Origin of the sequence: Desulfurobacterium indicum (assembly GCF_001968985.1) — a bacterium.
GTDB classification, from domain to species: Bacteria; Aquificota; Aquificia; order Desulfurobacteriales; family Desulfurobacteriaceae; genus Desulfurobacterium_A; species Desulfurobacterium_A indicum.
Genome location: NZ_MOEN01000014.1, coordinates 1 through 18364, shown reverse-complemented (window position 1 = coordinate 18364; position 18364 = coordinate 1). Strand labels below are relative to the sequence as shown.

Below are 18364 nucleotides of genomic sequence, written 5' to 3'. Positions count from 1 at the left end.
ACGGAGATTTTAATGAAATTTGATAAAGCTTTTTTGAAACTTGTGTGGCAGTATTTGAAAGGCTGTGCCAAGGTGAACCTTAAATTGAGGTTTGATCTTTTGTCCATTTCTCACTTTTTGGGGCGCTGGATTCCTTATGCTTTCACCGTTGGGATAATTACAGGTTCAATAGCTGCTTTTATGGATGTTTTAATCACGGAAATTAACAGGTTAATTTCTATCCATGATGCCCTTTTTTTTCTGTATCCGATAATTACGGCTCTGGTTGTTGGTTATACGCTGGTTATTGATCCTATTGTAGGTGGACCAGGTATAGGTTATGCGATTGTTCATTTGAAGACAAAATACTTTCTTCCTGTTAAACTGGTTTTGTTGAAATTTATTTCTTCAACGCTTGTTCTGTCCGGCGGTTTTATAGCAGGTAGAGAAGGGCCTTCTTTTTTCATAGGGGTTGCTATCGGAGAGTGGCTTGGAAAAGCCTACGGTTTCAGTAAGAGGTTTAAAAACCTTTTAGGTTTGATAGGTGGAGGTGCATTTACGGGAGCTCTGTTGAAAGCCCCTCTTGGAAGCTCTATTTTTGCTATGGAGCTTGAGAATATGTATGATTTTGATTATTCTCCGTTTGTTCCGATGATAATTGCTGCCATTACCAGTTATCTTACTTTTACGTTTTTTAGAGGGGAAAGTGCTTTTATCGCTCTTACTCAGGAGCCTGTCTGGACGCTTGACAGTATCCCTTATCTGGTGATAATGGGGTTAGCAATATCATTCATAATTTATCTTTATACGTTTATGTTTCATACAGGTTCATGTGTTTCAAAGTTTTTTGAACCTATGAAAAGACCTGTAATAGGAACAATAGTTTCTCTTCCTATACTTATAGCTCTTTACTTTGCCACTCATGATACGGAAATATTGGCTGCTCCAGCTCACATGGGCATTGTTTCAAAACTTGCACAGATGCCTCTGCCTGTTTGGATTGATATTTTAATAGTTATCGGTGTTATCCTTGTTACAAGTTTGACGTTGGGTTTTGGTATTCCCGGTGGACTTGTTTTGCCCAATCTTTTGATAGGAGCGGCTGTCGGTAACATGTTTGGGCATCTATTTCCTGACCAAATAGTGATGTTTTCTCTTGCTGGTATGGGAGCGGCGCTTGCTGCCGGTGCGAAGACACCTCTTGCTGCGATTGTTATGATTACAGAAATGAGTCATGCGGATGTTGTTATTCCTATGACGGCAGCTGTTATTACCAGTTATACAACAAGCTTTGGCTTTAGTCTTTACCTGGGACAGGAGATAGATATAAAACCACTTATAAAAGGAGTTACTAAGCGTGGAAAGAACACTTGAAGGTAAAAAGATACTTTTGGGAATAACGGGAAGTATAGCTGCTTACAAAGCTATAGAGATTTTGAGGGAGTTGCAGAAAAAAGGAGCTGATGTTTATACTGCGGTTACGCCGAACGGTCTTGAATTTGTTTCTGAAGTGGTGCTTCGAACGCTTTCAGGTCATTCTGTTTATAAAGAAATTGTTCCAAAAGAAAATCCTGAAATAAGGCATACGTCTTTGGCTTCTTCAGTTGATCTTTTTGTTGTTGCACCGGCTACCGGAAATACGATAGCGAAGATAGCCCACGGTATAGCAGATAATCCGGTTACTGCTTCTGCTCTTGCAATAGGTAAAGGTATTATTTGTCCTGCTATGAACGTTAAAATGTATGAAAATCCTGCGACTGTTGATAATATTGAGCTTCTCAAAAAAAGAGGTTATAAAATTGTAGATTCTGATGAGGGTGAGCTTGCCTGCGGTGTAAAAGGGAAAGGAAGGCTGGCTAAGATAGAAACAATTGTTGAAGCTGTTGAAGATTATTTTATTCCTAAATTTTTAAAAGATAAAAAAGTCGTAATTACGGCAGGTCCTACGAGAGAGTACATTGATCCCGTGAGGTTTATTTCTAATCCTTCTTCCGGAAAGATGGGGTATGAATTAGCCAGGATTGCCAGAGCTGCAGGGGCTTTAGTAACATTGATTTCCGGAAAAACATGCTTGAATCAACCTTACGGAGTTAATTATTTTGAAGTTGAAACGGTGGAAGATATGAGGAAAGCAGTTATGGATAATATAGAGGGAGCTGATATCTATATTTCTGCAGCAGCTATAAATGATTATAGGCCGGTCAGAGTAAATGAGAATAAAATAAAAAAAAGCGATTCTAAACTTGTTTTAGAGCTTGAAAGGACACCGGATATTCTCGCTGAGGTTGCTTCTAAAAGACTGGCAAAGTGTATAGTCGGTTTTGCTGCCGAAACTGAAAATTTAATTGAGAATGCTCGTAAAAAGCTAAAGTCTAAAAGGCTTACCATGGTTGTCGCCAATGATGTAAAAGGGAAGGTTTTTGGAGAAGATGAAACAGAATGTATGATTATCGGGGAAAATTTTGAAGAGCGGGTTAAAGGTTCTAAAAGGCAAGTTGCTCTGGAGATTTTAAAACTTATAAGTCAAAAATTATGAAGACGATTGTTTTTGATTTTGACGGCACGCTTGCAGATACTTTTGACATAGCGATTGATGTTTATAATAAAGTTGCTCCGGTTTTTAGAGTAAAATCTATATCAAATAGCGACAGACAACTTGTGAAAGAACTGTCTCTGGATGAATTTGCTTTATCTTATGGCGTTTCAGAGTATAAATTTCTGCCTCTTGTGTTTGTTTTAAGGTATTTACTAAAAAAAGAGAAAAAGAGAAGGAAAATCAAGATTCACAATGGTTTATTAGCAGTTATAAAACAGTTATCATTTTCTGGGTTTAAATGTGGAATATTAACCACCAACTCCAGGAAGTTTGTAAGATCTGTTCTTGAAGAGAACGGATTATCTGGGGAGATTCTTTTTGTAGAGACGAATGCATTTCTAAAAAAAAAGTATAAGATTCTGCTTAAATTAAAGGAAAATTACGGAGATATTGTTTATGTTTGTGATGAAGGAAGGGATATTGTGGCTGCCAAAAAAGCCTGTGTTACTTGCTTAGCTGTAACCTGGGGATTTAATTCCTTTTCTAACCTTCTTCGTTTTTCTCCGGATTTTATAGTCTCTTCCCCCGATAAGTTGCTTAATGTTTTAGCAGATCTATAAAGTGCTCTATAAATTCCTTACCTGGTTTTTCTTCTTTGAGTTTTTCAAACAGTTCCTTTCCAGGTTTCTTTTCCATGAGTTTTTTGACTGCTTCTTCTCCCGGTCTTTTTTCCATAAGTTTGTCAAGCAGCCCTTTTCCGGGTTTCTTTTCCATAAGTCTTTTGAGTGCTTCTTCTCCCGGCCTTTTTTCTATAAGTTTATTGATAACTTCTTTCCCTGGTTTTCTGGTTATTAATTTTTTGATGACTTCTTCCCCCGGTTTGCTTCGTTTTTTCATAAACCTTTCACCTTGACTATAAGAAGCGGCTTTTTTGCTCTTTGCTTCGTTTTGGACGTGATTGCTTTTGGTGCAGTTTTCTGTCTGTTTCTTTTGTTTTTCAAGAGCTTCCTGGAGCTTTTGTAATATATGTTCATGTTGTTTCTTGATTTCCTGTGATATATCTTCGGTTTCTGGCAGTTTTTCAATTCTTTTTACTATGTTTCCCTGGAAAAATATGTTGGTTACTACTTTACCTGAGGATTTGTAGAATTCGGTTTGAACATGGAACGTTTTTGTGCCGCATTGGAAGTTGGTGTTCATAGAGTATGTTTCGTTCATTTACCCTCCCAGGTAAAACTTAAGAAGTAAATCCCCTAAAAATATTGTAAGGTAACCACCGATTGCCAAAAATGGTCCGAAAGGCAACGGTGATTCACTATCTTTACCTGATATTATAAATATAATACCAACTATTGCTCCTATCAGGGAAGCGAAGAATATGACGAAAAACACTTTTTTCCATCCCAGGAATGCACCGATTACTGCCATGATATTTGCATCACCGTATCCCATGCCTTCTTTATTTCTAAAAATGAAGTAACTTTCTATTATAAATAGGATTATTCCTGCTCCCAGAGAGGCTCCTAAGATAGAGTCAATCAGACTGACTGAGTGGGTGAACGGCGATAAAAGTATGCCAAGAACCATGACAATGTAGCAGGGTTTTACCGGAACCATAAGTTCTTTTATATCGATTGCAGAAATTACTATTAAAAACCATGTAAGTATGCTGTAATAAAACGAATCGAAGGAAATACCAAACCTGAAGAATATACCTGCCGTTAGTAAGCCGGATAGAAGTTCAACAAGTGGATAAATTGGGGGGATTTTCTCACCGCAGTAGCGGCATTTCCCTTTAAGTAGAAGATAGCTTATTATAGGGATGTTGTCATACCATTTGATCGGAGAATTACATTTGGGACAGTGAGAGCCCGGAAAAATGATAGATTCTTCTCTCGGAAGTCTGTATATACAGACATTTAAAAAACTTCCAATAATGGTTCCCAAAACGAAACCAAAAGGAGCAGTTATAAAGGATAGATTCATTAATGAGTCTCCATAGAGGAATTATTAATGGTTGATAAAATTTTTACTAAGAATGTTTTCCACCTTTCTACACCCTTTATAAAGTCACTTTCTAAGAATTTTACCATTTCGTCAGCTTCTTTTATTTCATTTAAACGGAGAATTTTTTCCTCGATTTCAAGGATAGCTTCGTCAGTTCCTTCAACTATAGGCAGGAAAACACTTCCCTTTTCCAGTATTTCTACTGTTTTCATTACGGAATCTGCAATATAATTAATGTGAAGTTTAGCAAGATCTTCTGATGCTTCAAAGGTTTCTATTATCATTTCTATTGCACCGTTTACAGAATCCAGAGCTATTATGGAAAGTTCTATATGGTTTTTGAGAAAGTTTACTGTTGAGTCTGTAATGATATTAATATCTGTTACGTCGTTGAGACTTCCCAGGTATTCTGGATGGATTGCTTTTCCTTCTACTTCTATACTTTTTATGACTCTTTCGGGGAATAGATATTTGAATTCAACAATTCTCAACATTTCTTTTAGGTTTTTATATTTCCTTTTTTCTATTTTGATTTTATGCTCTTTACCATCTATTCTAAGCTTCACCTGAAAACCTCCAGAAGAGCTGGCAGAAATTTTACCATTTATCAGGTTTATAAGTTATTCTTTAACTTCCGGTTTGCCAAATAAGTATCCTTGTCCGAGAACGTTAAAATCTTTCGCCAGGTCTTTTATTATTTTGAGTATTTGTTGGTTTTCTATGTATTCTGCCACAACGGCCACTTTGAGCTGGCGCGCGACGGATAATACAAATTCAACAAATTCTCTGTCAAGGATTTTTTTATCGATGTTTCTTACAAATCTTCCATCAATTTTTATTCCGTCTATTGCCAGGGTTTCTATAAGATGGAAATTTGCATAATCAACTCCAAAATCATCTATAAATATCTTGAATCCAAGTTTTTTCAAGTAAGCTATTTTTTCTTTAAGGTGAGAAATTAGAGTTAAGTTTTGTCTTTCCATAAGTTCTATTATTATTTCTTTGGGAGGAACTCCATTTTCTCTTGTTACTCTTTCAAGGAGATCTACATTTCCTTCAAGTAGAGCATTTGAAATGTTTATTGAAAGCCTTTCTTTCATTCCTGTTTTTGCCTTGTACTTTATAGCTTCTTCTATAACTATTTTGTCAAGGTCTCCGTCAAGGGAGTAAAAGCTGATGTCATCTATAAAAACACCTGCAGGTATGAGCTTTCCGTCTTTTGTTTTTATTCTTGCGAGGACCTCATACGCAAAAATATCTCCTGAGTATAAGTCTATAATCTTTTGAAAAGCAAAGGTTACTCTATTTTCTTTTATTGCTTTTATTACGAGAGCTACGTTTTCTTTTCTTCTCTGGCATCTTTCTTTAATCGTTTCATCAATGAAAAAGAATCCGTCTTTTTGTGTTTTTTTAAACTCTCTGAGAGAATTTTCCAGTATCCACAGCAGGTTTGATATGTCTTGGCACACATTTACATTTGTTCCTACGGATATTAGTATTATGTCAAGGGTATGTCTGTCTCCCTCGAGAGGGATTTTTATAGGTTTTCCTTTTATTTTTTCTAAAAAACGTTTAACTTTTTCTTCGACTTTTTCCTGGGTACCTTTGATGAGTACGAAAAATTGGTCCCCTTGAAGTCTGAAAATGTTAGGATAGCCTTTACAGAACTCCTCTAAAAAAGTTTCTTTCAAAAATGTAGCGAAATAAATTATTACACTATCTCCTACCTCGTAGCCAAAGTATGTGTTTATGTTTGCAAATCCTCTTATGTCAAAAACAACAGCGAATAGAGAGTCTTTGTTTACACATTCAGGAAATATTTTTTGAATATTATATCTTGAAGGTAGTCCTGTCATAGGATCAGCTGCTGTAATTGTTTGTTCTGCGTTTGTTTTACAGGAGGAACGTAAAAAGTAAACGGCTATTATGAAAAGTAGCCTTGTTAATTTTCTAATATTTTTTATAAGTTCTGGATGTTTTGAGGATATATCATAGAGAATACTGAGAATTTTTTCTGAAAACGAAAAGTAAACTTCTATAAAATCAAGGCTTTTGATGTTCCAGTTTTTGTGTGTTTTTATTATTGTAGAGGTTGTTACAGTTAGTGATTCTGCTTCAAAAATTGAATTAAAAAAATCACTAATTGTTTCTGCGAAAAGTTCATTGTTGACACCCCTATTTTTTAGAAGGTTTTTATATTCTGGAAATTTATCGATTACTTCTGCTTTTAATTCTTTCCCTATTTTTGCTATTTGTTCAGAATTAAAAAATTTTTTAAGTTCTTGAATTTCTTTAAAATCTTCTGGTCTGAAGTTATATACCTGAAAAAGCTCCCTGAGAAGTTTCATAAACTTTCCCCCACTTTTCAAAAAGCGAATATTGGTTGAACAAATTTACAACTAAATTTAACATTAATTTCTCCAAAAGTCAATAATAATGCACTTTAAATTAATCGCTTTAGTCAATTGGTTAAGAAAGTATTCTGTTTAAATTAAAATTTCTGGTTTTCCAAATAGGTATCCTTGCCCCATTATTGGATAATCTGATATTTTGAGAAGGATATTTTTGATTTCTTCTCTTTCAACATATTCAGCAATAACTGATATATTTAGTTGTTTTGTAAGAGAGACTATGAATTTTATAAATTCCAGGTCAATTATTTCTTTATCTATATTTTTTACAAACCTTCCGTCAATTTTTATCCCATCTATCGGTAGAATTTCTATTAGATGAAAATTTGAATAATCGACTCCGAAATCGTCTATGAAAATTTTAAAACCGAGTTTTTTTAGATAACTAAGCTTTTCATGGAGATTGGATATTAGAGCAACATTCTGTCGTTCCATGAGTTCTATAATTATTTCTTCAGCAGGTATATTGAGTTTTTTAATTATTTTTTCCAGAAATTCTATCTCTCCTTCCAATAGGGCATTGGAAACGTTTATTGAAAAAGGTGTTTTTATGTTTTGCATTTTTTTGTAGTTTAAGGCTTTTTCTATGACGATTTTATCAAGGTCCTCGTTTAAAGAATATACGCTTATATCGTCAATAAATACTTCTGCATTTACTATATTGTTTTCTTCGTTTTGAATTCTTGTTAAAACTTCATATGCAAAAATATTCCCAGTTTTCAAATTTACCATTTTTTGAAGGGCAAAAGAGATTCTATATTTTTTTATAGCGTTTATTACCAATTCTACGTTTTCTCTCTTTCTTTTGCATCTTTTTTTATGTTCTGCACCGATTATCAAACAGCCGTCTTTTTTTACTTTTTTAACGGTTCTCATAGCGTTTTCCATTGTCCATAAGAGAGAAGAAATATCTTCATTCTCTACTTTCATTATCGTTGCCAGCACTGGAATGTCAATAGGCAGAATGTTTTCGTTAAAAGCAACTTTTATCGGTTTACTTTTAAATTTTCTTAGGAAATTTTTTACTTTTGTTTTTATGTTTTCCGATGTTCGAAAGAATACTATAAATTGGTCTCCCTGAAGTCTGAAAATGTTTGGATAGCATGAACAGAATTCCTGAATGAAAAAGTTTTTTATAAATGCTGCTAAGTACACTATTACACTATCTCCTACTTCATATCCAAAGTAGGTATTAATATTGGATAGATTTCTTATATCGAATAAGATTGCGTATAAATTTTTACTTTTAGAACATTTTGAGTAGATTTTTTGAATTGCGTAGCGTGACAGGAATCCGGTCATTGGGTCTATGTTAATCGATTTACTAAAAATATCTCTGTTTATGCAAAAATTTTTAAGAAAATATACGGCTATAATAAATAAAAGTTTGGTCAGTGATTTTATGCTTTTTTGAAGATCAGACTGGTTTTTTGTCCTTATATACAAGTTAGTAAGGAGATTTTCTATAAAATAGAAATACGCTTCGATAAACTCTAACTGTTCAATGTCCCAGTTTTTATTAACAGAAACTATAGATTCTATTGTTCCTGAAATTTCTTCTCTGCTAAAGAATCCATAAATAAACTTTTTTACAGTTTCTACAAATATTTTTTTGTCTATCTTTTTTGCTTTTGCTGCCTGGGAATAAGAGTAGAAGTGTTCTGCTACATACTGATTTATGTTTTCTCCTAGTTTTTCTACAAAAGCATTTGAAAATAGCGGTTCCAGTTTTTTTACTTCCTGAAATTCTTTCTCTGAAAAAGTATAGTTTTCCAGGAGTTCTTTAAAGTTACCCATTATTTCTCCAGTTGTGATTTAATGATGATATTAAGTATTATTAATATACCAGATAATCTCTCAAATATCTACCTGTATAAGTGTTTGTTCTTGCTATTTCTTCAGGTGTTCCTGTTGCAACAATTTCCCCTCCTTTATCTCCCCCTTCTGGCCCTAAATCGATTATGTAGTCGGCACATTTTATAAAATCCATGTTGTGTTCTATTACTATTACGGTATTTCCTCTGTCAACCAATTTTTGAAGGACTTCTATAAGTTTTTTAACGTCGTGTATGTGAAGTCCGGTTGTAGGTTCGTCAAGGATGTAAAGTGTTTTTCCCGTAGACCTTTTTGAAAGTTCTTTGGCAAGTTTTACTCTCTGTGCTTCGCCCCCCGATAGTGTTGTTGCAGGCTGTCCCAATTTTATGTAGGAAAGTCCAACGTCGTATAGTGTTTTTAATTTTCTCACTATTTTGTCATGATGTTTAAAGAATTCCAGAGCTTCTTCTACACTCATTTCAAGAACATCGTATATATTTTTTCCTTTGTATGTTATTTCGAGTGTTTCTCTGTTATATCTTTTGCCTCCACAGATATCGCAGGTAACGTAAACGTCAGGTAAAAAATGCATTTCAACTTTTATCATTCCGTCACCTTTACAGGCTTCGCATCTTCCGCCTGGGACGTTAAAAGAGAATCTTCCTTTCTTGTATCCTCTCGCTCTTGCTTCCGGTGTGGCAGCAAAAAGTTCTCTTATGAAGTCAAAAACGCCTATATAGGTTGCCGGATTTGAGCGAGGGATTCTTCCTATGGGAGATTGGTCGACGTTAATCACTTTGTCTATTTCTTCTAAGCCTTCTATTTTTTTATGTTTACCAGGAACTGTTTTGCTTTTATAGAGTTCTCTTGAAAGGGCAGTGTAAAGGATATCATTTATTAAAGTTGACTTTCCAGAACCTGATACTCCGGTTACGCAGATAAATAGTCCCAGGGGGAACTCGACTGTTATGTTTTTAAGATTATGTTCTGCTGCACCTATTATTCTTAAAGATTTCCCGTTTGGTTTTCTTCTTTTTTCCGGCACGGGTATTTTTAATTTTCCGGCTAGGTATTTTCCCGTTATTGAGTTTTCGTTTTTTTCAATTTCTTCTGGAGTGCCAGCTGCTACTATTTTACCACCGTGAATACCGGCTCCTGGTCCCATATCTATTACGTGGTCGGCATTTTTTATTGTATCTATATCATGTTCTACTACAATTACGGTATTTCCTATATCTCTCAGTTCTTTTAAAGTTTTTATTAGCCTGTCGTTGTCTCTCTGGTGGAGTCCTATACTGGGCTCGTCGAGGACATAAAGGACACCTGTTAACTTTGAACCTATTTGTGTTGCTAATCTTATCCTTTGTGATTCACCGCCTGATAATGTTCCTGTCCGTCTGTCAAGAGTTAGATAGTCTAATCCTACGTCAAGCAGAAACTTGAGACGATTTTTTATCTCTTTCAGGATTCTTTCAGCTATTATTTTTTTCTTTCCTGTAAATTTGAGGTTATTGAAAAATTCATAAGCTTCTTTTATGCTCATTTCTTCTACATCTGCTATTGAAAGATTTTTTATTTTTACAGAAAGAGCTTCTCTGTTTAGTCTTTTCCCCTTACATGTTTTACAGGGGACTTCTCTCATATATTCTTCTATGTAGTCTCTGAGTGAATTTGATTCTGTTTCTATGTAACGCCTTTCAAGATGTCTTATGATTCCTTCAAAATAGTAGGGTTTATAATTTCCTCTGCTCCATGATATGGTGTTATAGACTTTAAGAATTCCTCTGTCGGCATAAAGTATAAAATTAAGGTCCTCTTTATCTATTTCTCCAGCCGGAGTATCGTGGGCTATACCAAGATAATCGCATGCTGAAGCTACCATGTCTTTTATATATTCAAACTTTGCTCTTTCTGTGATGTTAAATGCATTTATAATTGGTTTATCCCAGTCTATAAGAAGATCGGGATCTATTTTTTGAGAAAAACCTATGCCTCCACAAGATGGACATGCTCCAAGAGGGCTGTTGAACGAAAATAGCCTCGGGGAAATCTCTTTAAAACTGAATCCACATATCGGGCAAGCCCCTTTGGTGCTTAGAATTTCTTCTTCTTTTGAATCGTAGTCTACGATTAATACGAGGCCGTCGGAAAGGTTTATTGCTATTTCTACAGAATCAGCGATTCTGATTTTATCTTCCGGTTTTACTTTTATCCTGTCGACTATGACTTCAATTGTATGTTTTACTTTTTTCTCAAGTTTTAGATTTAAAGCTTCGTCGATTGTATAGATTTTACCGTCTATTCTTACTCTTCTGAATCCCTGCTTTTCAAGCCGTTCAAGGAGATTTTTATGTTCTCCTTTCTGTTCTCTTATTATGGGAGAAAGGATTAGTATGCGTTTTCCTGTAAACTTCAGAATTTTATCAACGACTTCTTCTACAGTTTGAGGCCTTATTTCAATATTACAGTTGGGGCAAAAAGGTGTGCCTGCTCTGGCAAAAAGGAGTCTGAGGTAATCATGTATCTCTGTTGTTGTTCCGACAGTGGAGCGGGGATTTTTGGAAACGGTTTTTTGCTCTATAGATATTGCAGGCGAAAGTCCTTCGATCAGGTCAACATCAGGTTTTTCCATTAACTGTAGGAATTGCCTTGCATAAGAAGACAAGGATTCTACGTATCTCCTCTGCCCTTCTGCATAAAGGGTGTCAAAAGCAAGAGAGGATTTCCCGGAACCGGATAATCCTGTTATTACAACCAGCTGGTTTTTGGGGATTTCTACATCTATATTTTTAAGGTTATGTTGTCTTGCACCTTTAACAATGATTTTGTCTTTCATAGTTATAGTAATTTATTTCAAACAGAAGATATGTCCATTGACGTTTGGTAGAAAAGAGACGGGCAGAGCCCGTCAGAGATTATTTAAGATCCTTTTTCTGTGTTTTAAGGAATGGCATCATTTCTCTTAGTTTTTTTCCAACCTTTTCGATTGGATGTTCTGCTTCTATCTTTCTGTGAGCGTTAAGAACAGGATAATTTGCCTGAGCTTCCAGGACAAACTCTCTTGCAAATTCGCCTTTCTGAATTTCGTCAAGGATTTTTCTCATTGCTTTTTTAGTTTCTTCGGTTATTACTCTCGGTCCTCTTGTGTAGTCTCCGTATTCAGCTGTATCGGAGATTGAGTATCTCATTCCGGCAAGGCCGTGCTGATAGATGAGATCAACAATCAGTTTAAGCTCGTGAAGACATTCAAAATAAGCAACTTCCGGCTGGTAACCTGCTTCAACAAGTGTTTCAAATCCAGCCTTGATAAGAGCTGCTGTTCCGCCGCAGAGAACAGCCTGCTCACCAAACAGATCGGTTTCAGTTTCTTCTTTGAATGTTGTTTCAATTACGCCTGCTCTCGTTGCACCGATTCCTTTTGCGTATGCAAGAGCTACGTCCATAGCTTTACCTGTCGCGTCCTGATGTATTGCTACAAGAGCAGGAACACCGGCACCTTCCTGATATGTCCATCTTACGAGGTGTCCAGGTCCTTTTGGTGCTACCATGAATACGTCTACGTCTTCTGGTGGAACAATCTGGTTGAAGTGGATGTTAAATCCATGGGCAAATGCAAGTGCCATTCCGGCTTTAAGGTTTGGTTTAACAGCTTCTTCATAAACTTTTTTCTGAACAGGATCAGGAAGAAGGAACATGATTACGTCAGCTTTTTTTGAAGCCTCTGCAGGTGTGAGCACTTCAAAACCGTCTGCTTTAGCTTTTTCAGCTGATTTCCCTGGCCTTAATCCTATTACAACATTTATACCGCTATCTCTAAGGTTAAGGGCATGGGCGTGTCCCTGACTTCCGTAACCTAAAATAGCAACTGTTTTACCTTCAAGCGGCGCAAGTGATGCGTCCTGCTCATAATATACTTTTGCCATAGTTTACCTCCTGAGTTTAAGGTATTTTAAAGTTTTAGCTGAAAGTTTCACCGTGAAGGGCTCTTACCATTGCTACTCTGCCTGTCCTTGCCATTTCTTTGATGCCCATCGGTTTTATCAGTTCTATGAATGCGTCTATTTGGTCTTCATCACCTGTCAGTTCGAGAGTATATGTGTCCTGTGATATATCAACTATTTGAGCCCCAAAAACGCTTGCTATTCTCATCAATTCATTTTTCTTTTCTGAGGTGTCGGCACTGAGTCTGACAATTAGTAGTTCTCTGTCCAGCTTTTTCTTATCTGTTAAATCTCTCACTTTAAAAACATCTACAAGTCTTCTTAATTGTTTTACTATTTGCTCTATTGTGTGTTCGTCCCCCTGGGCTACCATTGTTAATCTCGAAATTGTTGGATCTTCCGTTTGCCCCACGTTTAGACTTTCTATGTTATAGCCTCTTGCGCTGAAAAGTTCCACTATCCTTGCAAGAGCTCCCGGGTGGTTTTCAACAAGCACGCTTATTATGTGTTTTCTGTCATCTCCACGCATGGTTACCTCTTAACTAACAGCTTTTTTGAGTTTTTTCCCGTAGTTGGGAAGTATCATTTCGTTAATTGCAGCACCTGGTGGTACCATAGGGAATACATCTTCCTCTCTGTTTACAACAAAATCTATTACAACCGGCCTATCATTTATTTCCATTGCTGCTTTTAGAACTTTCTCTACGTCTTCAGGTTTTTCTGCCCTTAGTCCGACAGCACCCATGCTTTCTGCCAGTTTTACAAAGTCAGGTTGGAATGCTATGTCAACTTGAGAATAATTTCTATCGTAGAAAATGCCCTGCCACTGGCGAACCATTCCTAAAAACTGGTTGTTAAGGATTGCAATTTTGACGGGAACATTGTAATTCGCGGCAGTTACTATTTCTTGCATGTTCATCTGGAAACTTCCGTCTCCGGAAATGCAGAAAACAGTTTTATCAGGATTTCCTATCTGTGCTCCTATTGCTGCTGGAACACCGAACCCCATTGTTCCAAGTCCACCTGAAGTAACAAGTTGCTTAGGGTACTTGAATTTATAATATTGTGCAGCCCACATTTGATGTTGTCCAACATCTGTCGCTATTATGGCTTCGCCTTTTGTGATTTCGTATATCTTTTCTATGACAAATTGAGGTTTAATTACGACATCACTTGGTTCGTAGTAGAGAGGATATTTTACTTTCCAGTGCTGGATGAGATCCATCCACCTGTCTCTTTCCTGAAAGACTTCTCTGTTTTTCATAACCTGCTTTTCAACTTCCGGAAGAAGCTCTTCCAGGACAAGTTTTGCATCACCAACTATTGGAATATCAGCAGGTTTTACCTTCCCAATTTCTGCACTATCAACATCTATATGAATAACTTTTGCATTAGGCGCGAATTCAGATACTTTACCGGTAACTCTGTCATCAAACCTTGCCCCTACCGCTATAAGTAGGTCACATTCTGTTACTGCCATATTAGCTGCGTAAGTTCCATGCATTCCGAGCATTCCCAGGAAGTATGGATGTGTTCCTGGAATAGCTCCAAGTCCCATAAGAGTTGTTGTTACAGGTATTGTGCATAGTTCGGCAAGTTTAACTATTAGATCTGAAGCACCTGCTTTTATTACGCCACCGCCGACGTAAAGAACAGGCCTTTTTGCGGAGGCTATCGCTTTTGCAGCTCTTTTTATCTGTCCTGGATGACCTTTTTTAACAGGTTTGTAGCTTCTTATCTGCACGGGGGATTTGTATTCTTGTTCAAAGAAATCGGCTACGCTTCTCATAACGTCTTTAGGAAGATCAACCAACACAACACCAGGCCTTCCTGATTTTGCTATGTAAAAGGCTTTTTTCACAGTGTCTGCAAGTTGATTAACATCCTTGACCAGGAAATTGTGCTTAGTTATAGGTCTTGTTATTCCTACCGTATCAACTTCCTGGAAAGCATCATTTCCTATCATAAATGTGGGAACGTTCCCGGTGAAAGCAACTACAGGAACTGAGTCTATCTGTGCTGTGGCAAGTCCTGTTACGAGATTAGTTGCTCCTGGGCCGGAGGTTGCAAAGCATACACCGATTTTACCGGTTGTCCTTGCATATCCGTCCGCGGCATGTGCTGCTCCCTGCTCGTGTCTCGTAAGTATGTGTTTTAAAGGTGTGTAGGAGAGTCTGTCGTAAATGTCAAGGACAGCTCCTCCTGGATAACCAAATATGTATTCAACTCCCTCAAGCTGGAGGGCTTCAAGAAGTATTTCCGCACCTGACAATTTCATTTTTCTGCCTCCTGAATTTGCGCCCAAAACCTTATACAGTTGATAGAAAGAAATAATATCATAAAATTTCTGAGGTTTATACAGAATATTGGAGGTTTAACCCTTGGAGAAGCTAACATTCTGGGTGGAACCGAACATTTTGTTTTTATCATTAAAGCGGCAAGGTTATCCTGTTAAACTATTTCTTGATTCAGCCATGGTAGATGATAAGAAAGGGCATTTTTCTTTCATTTGCATAGGTGAACAGGAGAAATTTGTTGTTAAAAATCTTGTTGATGATGCTTTTTCCTCTCTTAAGGAATTTTATGATAAATTAAAAGAGCTTTATGCTGATACACATTTTGGTATTTTTGGCTATTTTTCTTATGATGCCGCTCGTTATATAGAGAAATTACCGGAATATGCTGTAGATGATATAGGTATGCCAGATATCTCTTTTTTTCTTCCGAAAACCACAATAGTTTTTGATAATCTAAAAAAAGAAATAAGTGTTTTCGGTGAAAAATTTAATTTTGGAACGGTTCCTTTTTTGGGTGCCTTTTGTGACTTTGACCTTGAATTTTTATCTTTTAATATGACGAAAGAACAGTTTTTTTCTGCAGTTACGAAGATTAAGGATTTTATAGCTTCGGGGGATAGCTTTCAGGTTAATTTTTCTCAAAGATTAAATTTTATAATGCGTGGCTCTCCGGTAGCTTTTTATCATAAGCTTCGTAGTGTTAATCCATCGCCTTTTGCTTTTTATCTGGATATGGATGGTTTTAAGGCTGTTTCCTGTTCTCCGGAGAGGCTTGTTAGGAAATCGGGTTTAACTATTGAAACAAGACCTATCGCCGGGACCAGGCGTCGAGGAAAAGATGAGACAGAAGATCAGTTTCTTTCCCGTGAACTTTTTCTGTCGGAGAAAGAGCGGGCGGAGCATATTATGCTTGTGGATCTTGAAAGGAATGATATGGGAAAAATAGGGAAATATGGAACAGTTATTGTTGATGAGCTTATGGTAAGAGAAGTTTACTCTCATGTTATGCATATAGTTTCTAATATAAAAGCTGAAGTGAGAAAAGATGTGCATCCGATTGAGATTGTTAAGGCTCTTTTTCCTGGTGGAACTATTACCGGAGCTCCGAAGGTAAGAACAATGGAGATTATTGAAGAGTTGGAACCTACACGCAGGGCCCTTTATACAGGGTCTGTTGGCTATTTTTCATTTTCTGGTGATCTTGATTTCAACATTGTTATAAGAACTTTGCTTTTGAAAGAAAGTAGGGCTTTTCTTCAGGTTGGGGCAGGTATTGTTTGGGATTCTGATCCGGAAAAAGAATATAGGGAAACGATTCATAAAGCCAGGGCTTTTCTTTCAACTGCTGGTATAGAAGACATATTTAAGTAGTTCATGCTTGAACATGAGAAAGTGGGCTTTAAAGCCCACTTTAAAAGTGTATTTGCAACATACTTTCATAATAAAGACAGTATTACTCTTCTGTTTCTTTTGCTTCTTCTTTTTCTTTCTTGCCAGTTTCAAGAAGTTTGGAAAGATCGGAAATAGTTGAATTGTCCAATCTTTCTTCAATAATGGTTTTAATGAGCTTGTTGAGCTTCATTTCGTTGTTACCAGCAATTCCGTAGAGAATGTAGTAAGTCTTTTTTGGAAGAGATACCTTTACAGTTTTGTTAGTTCTCTTTCCCGGCTTTCTTCCTCGTGCCATATTTTCCTCCTTTTAGGTTTAATAAGAATATATTCTGCACTTATTTTAACAAAAAAAATTTGCTGTTGTAACATTTTTGTCTCTTTTTATATAGCTATTATGCATAACCATATGGCTAAAACCCTCTTTTTTGTGTAACGTTAAACTTTAAAATAAAATTTTGTATTCTGTATATTTTTAATATAGTGCTTTTAGGCTTAGTAGTGGAATACAAAAATAAAAAATTTAACGACTTTTTGAAGCACTAATTTATGTGTTGGCATTTCTTTGAAAGCCGGGATTTAAATAGTAAGATTTACACTACACTTATTCTTTGTAAACTAAATTTTCGTTCGGGGAAGATTATGGAGCAAAAGTTTTTACCTAAATGGATTGCATGGGAAGTAACGAGAAGATGTAACCTTAATTGTATCCATTGTCGTTCTTCTTCTACTATAGAATCGGAGCAGGGTGAATTTACCTTTGAAGAAGCCAGGAAATTGATAGATGATATAGCTACTATTTCCAATCCTACTATTGTTCTTACTGGTGGAGAACCTCTTTTGAGAGATGATCTTTTTGATATTGCAGCTTATGGGACGGAGAAAGGTTTTAGAATGTGCATAGCTACAAATGGTGTTCTTGTTGATGATGAAGTTTGTCGTGAGATGAAGAAAACAGGCATAAAAATAGTTTCTCTTTCTCTTGACGGGTCTACTGCAGAGATTCACGATGACTTCAGAAAACAACCGGGAGCTTTTGAGGGAGTTTTAAATGCTGTTGAGTATTTGAAGAAGCATGGTATTCCGTTTCTCATAAATTCCTCTTTTACTAAGAGAAATGCTTTTGATATTCCAAATGTTTATAAAAAAGCCAGAGAGCTTGGGGCAAGAGCATGGTACATGTTTTTGGTTCTTCCTGTCGGAAGAGGTGAAGATGCAAACGCAGAGCTTCTTGATGCAGAAGAAGCAAATTACTGGTTAAACTGGCACTATGAGCTTGAGAAAGATTTAATTTTAAAAGGTGACAACACAATTTTGGTTAGGCCTACCTGTGCACCTCACTACTACCGAATTTTTAGACAGAATGCAAAAAGAGACGGTCTTGACTTAAAAAGAAGAAATCTCGTTTTTGGAACCGGTGGGGGGAAGGGTTGTGTCGCTGGTCAGTCAATAGCGTTGATAGACTGTCACGGCTGGCTAAAACCGTGTAGTTATTTTCCAATTTCTGACATAAACGTTTTTGATGTTCCTTTTAGTAAGGCTTGGTTTGAATCAAAAATCATGCAGGATATGAGAAAGATTGATGAGTTTAAAGGAAGATGTGGAAGCTGTGAGTACCTTAAAATATGTAACGGTTGTAGAGTGAGGGCTTACTGGAAGTACAACGACTACATGCAGGAAGATCCTGTTTGCGATTACGTTCCTGTAAAAATGAGGAAAGGGAAATAATCCCTTCCTCGTTAATATTGTTATCTTGCTGGTGATTGATCGCCCAATGTGTTGTTGTAGAAAGTATTTCCGTAAGATGCATCTGTGTAGTCTTTACCTGTAGTTGTAGTGTTGTCCCATCCTCTTATAATACCGTAAGCGGCGCTTTCTCTGATGGTACTATTGCGAATGTTCAAGACGGTAAGGTTGTGTCAATAATTTTGTGTAAACCATTAGGAGTACCTCCTGGAGAACATATCCTGAAGTTCTTCCTTAGCCTCA

General features: G+C 36.5%; 15 protein-coding genes. 5 read left to right on the top strand and 10 right to left on the bottom strand.

The features are described 5' to 3' along the window. Nucleotides 1-12 precede the first annotated feature (12 nt). Genes BLW93_RS04780 through BLW93_RS04770 form a run of 3 tightly spaced genes read left to right on the top strand, consistent with a single transcriptional unit; the run spans nucleotide 13 to nucleotide 3135 of the window. Nucleotides 13-1353: a chloride channel protein gene (locus tag BLW93_RS04780; protein WP_076712963.1), complete on the top strand. Its 1341-nt coding sequence runs from the start codon at nucleotides 13-15 to the stop codon at nucleotides 1351-1353. After that, nucleotides 1337-2515, top strand: a complete 1179-nt coding sequence (gene coaBC, locus BLW93_RS04775; protein WP_076712962.1) for a bifunctional phosphopantothenoylcysteine decarboxylase/phosphopantothenate--cysteine ligase CoaBC — start codon at nucleotides 1337-1339, stop codon at nucleotides 2513-2515. The genes BLW93_RS04780 and coaBC overlap by 17 nt, the downstream gene beginning before the upstream one ends. Then, a complete protein-coding gene (locus tag BLW93_RS04770; protein WP_076712961.1) occupies nucleotides 2512-3135 on the top strand; it encodes an HAD hydrolase-like protein in 624 nt (207 codons plus the stop codon). The genes coaBC and BLW93_RS04770 overlap by 4 nt, the downstream gene beginning before the upstream one ends. On the opposite strand, the gene BLW93_RS04765 is transcribed toward BLW93_RS04770, so the two are convergent. The 9 genes from BLW93_RS04765 to ilvB form a co-directional block, all read right to left on the bottom strand. Continuing rightward, nucleotides 3113-3733, bottom strand: coding sequence for a hypothetical protein (locus BLW93_RS04765; RefSeq protein WP_076712960.1), 621 nt, complete (start codon nucleotides 3731-3733; stop codon nucleotides 3113-3115). The genes BLW93_RS04770 and BLW93_RS04765 overlap by 23 nt on opposite strands. Continuing rightward, nucleotides 3734-4501, bottom strand: coding sequence for a prepilin peptidase (locus BLW93_RS04760; protein WP_076712959.1), 768 nt, complete (start codon nucleotides 4499-4501; stop codon nucleotides 3734-3736). Further along, nucleotides 4501-5088: a hypothetical protein gene (locus BLW93_RS04755; RefSeq protein WP_076712958.1), complete on the bottom strand. Its 588-nt coding sequence runs from the start codon at nucleotides 5086-5088 to the stop codon at nucleotides 4501-4503. The genes BLW93_RS04760 and BLW93_RS04755 overlap by 1 nt, the downstream gene beginning before the upstream one ends. Before the next feature lie 54 nt (nucleotides 5089-5142). Further along, complete coding sequence (locus BLW93_RS04750; protein WP_076712957.1) at nucleotides 5143-6870, bottom strand: EAL domain-containing protein; 1728 nt, start codon at nucleotides 6868-6870, stop codon at nucleotides 5143-5145. Nucleotides 6871-7008: 138 nt separating this feature from the next. Beyond that, entirely contained in the window at nucleotides 7009-8730 is a 1722-nt protein-coding gene (locus BLW93_RS04745) for an EAL domain-containing protein (protein WP_076712956.1), read from the bottom strand. Nucleotides 8731-8770: 40 nt separating this feature from the next. Beyond that, a complete protein-coding gene (uvrA, locus tag BLW93_RS04740; protein WP_076712955.1) occupies nucleotides 8771-11584 on the bottom strand; it encodes an excinuclease ABC subunit UvrA in 2814 nt (937 codons plus the stop codon). Between the two features lie 79 nt (nucleotides 11585-11663). Next, nucleotides 11664-12671: a ketol-acid reductoisomerase gene (gene ilvC / locus BLW93_RS04735; RefSeq protein WP_076712954.1), complete on the bottom strand. Its 1008-nt coding sequence runs from the start codon at nucleotides 12669-12671 to the stop codon at nucleotides 11664-11666. 34 nt (nucleotides 12672-12705) lie between these two features. Then, entirely contained in the window at nucleotides 12706-13218 is a 513-nt protein-coding gene (gene ilvN, locus BLW93_RS04730; protein ID WP_076712953.1) for an acetolactate synthase small subunit, read from the bottom strand. A gap of 9 nt (nucleotides 13219-13227) precedes the next feature. Further along, a complete protein-coding gene (ilvB, locus tag BLW93_RS04725) occupies nucleotides 13228-14967 on the bottom strand; it encodes a biosynthetic-type acetolactate synthase large subunit (RefSeq protein WP_076712952.1) in 1740 nt (579 codons plus the stop codon). Nucleotides 14968-15091: 124 nt separating this feature from the next. On the opposite strand from ilvB, the gene BLW93_RS04720 reads away from it, so the two are divergent. Then, entirely contained in the window at nucleotides 15092-16357 is a 1266-nt protein-coding gene (locus BLW93_RS04720; protein ID WP_425429712.1) for an anthranilate synthase component I family protein, read from the top strand. A gap of 82 nt (nucleotides 16358-16439) precedes the next feature. Here BLW93_RS04720 and BLW93_RS04715 read toward each other — a convergent pair whose 3' ends face one another. Then, nucleotides 16440-16673, bottom strand: coding sequence for a hypothetical protein (locus BLW93_RS04715; protein ID WP_076712950.1), 234 nt, complete (start codon nucleotides 16671-16673; stop codon nucleotides 16440-16442). A gap of 344 nt (nucleotides 16674-17017) precedes the next feature. Between BLW93_RS04715 and BLW93_RS04710 the strand changes: the two genes are divergently transcribed. Next, nucleotides 17018-18103, top strand: coding sequence for a radical SAM/SPASM domain-containing protein (locus BLW93_RS04710; protein WP_076712949.1), 1086 nt, complete (start codon nucleotides 17018-17020; stop codon nucleotides 18101-18103). Nucleotides 18104-18364: the final 261 nt, after the last annotated feature.

Bases quoted from the DNA above. Each gene is read 5' to 3' on its own strand.
- BLW93_RS04780 (WP_076712963.1), top strand. From the start codon at position 13: ATGAAATTTGATAAAGCTTTTTTGAAACTTGTGTGGCAGTATTTGAAA.
- BLW93_RS04770 (WP_076712961.1), top strand. From the start codon at position 2,512: ATGAAGACGATTGTTTTTGATTTTGACGGCACGCTTGCAGATACTTTT.
- BLW93_RS04765 (WP_076712960.1), bottom strand. From the start codon at position 3,733: ATGAACGAAACATACTCTATGAACACCAACTTCCAATGCGGCACAAAA.
- BLW93_RS04760 (WP_076712959.1), bottom strand. From the start codon at position 4,501: ATGAATCTATCCTTTATAACTGCTCCTTTTGGTTTCGTTTTGGGAACC.
- BLW93_RS04750 (WP_076712957.1), bottom strand. From the start codon at position 6,870: ATGAAACTTCTCAGGGAGCTTTTTCAGGTATATAACTTCAGACCAGAA.
- BLW93_RS04745 (WP_076712956.1), bottom strand. From the start codon at position 8,730: ATGGGTAACTTTAAAGAACTCCTGGAAAACTATACTTTTTCAGAGAAA.
- uvrA (WP_076712955.1), bottom strand. From the start codon at position 11,584: ATGAAAGACAAAATCATTGTTAAAGGTGCAAGACAACATAACCTTAAA.
- ilvC (WP_076712954.1), bottom strand. From the start codon at position 12,671: ATGGCAAAAGTATATTATGAGCAGGACGCATCACTTGCGCCGCTTGAA.
- ilvN (WP_076712953.1), bottom strand. From the start codon at position 13,218: ATGCGTGGAGATGACAGAAAACACATAATAAGCGTGCTTGTTGAAAAC.
- ilvB (WP_076712952.1), bottom strand. From the start codon at position 14,967: ATGAAATTGTCAGGTGCGGAAATACTTCTTGAAGCCCTCCAGCTTGAG.
- BLW93_RS04715 (WP_076712950.1), bottom strand. From the start codon at position 16,673: ATGGCACGAGGAAGAAAGCCGGGAAAGAGAACTAACAAAACTGTAAAG.
- BLW93_RS04710 (WP_076712949.1), top strand. From the start codon at position 17,018: ATGGAGCAAAAGTTTTTACCTAAATGGATTGCATGGGAAGTAACGAGA.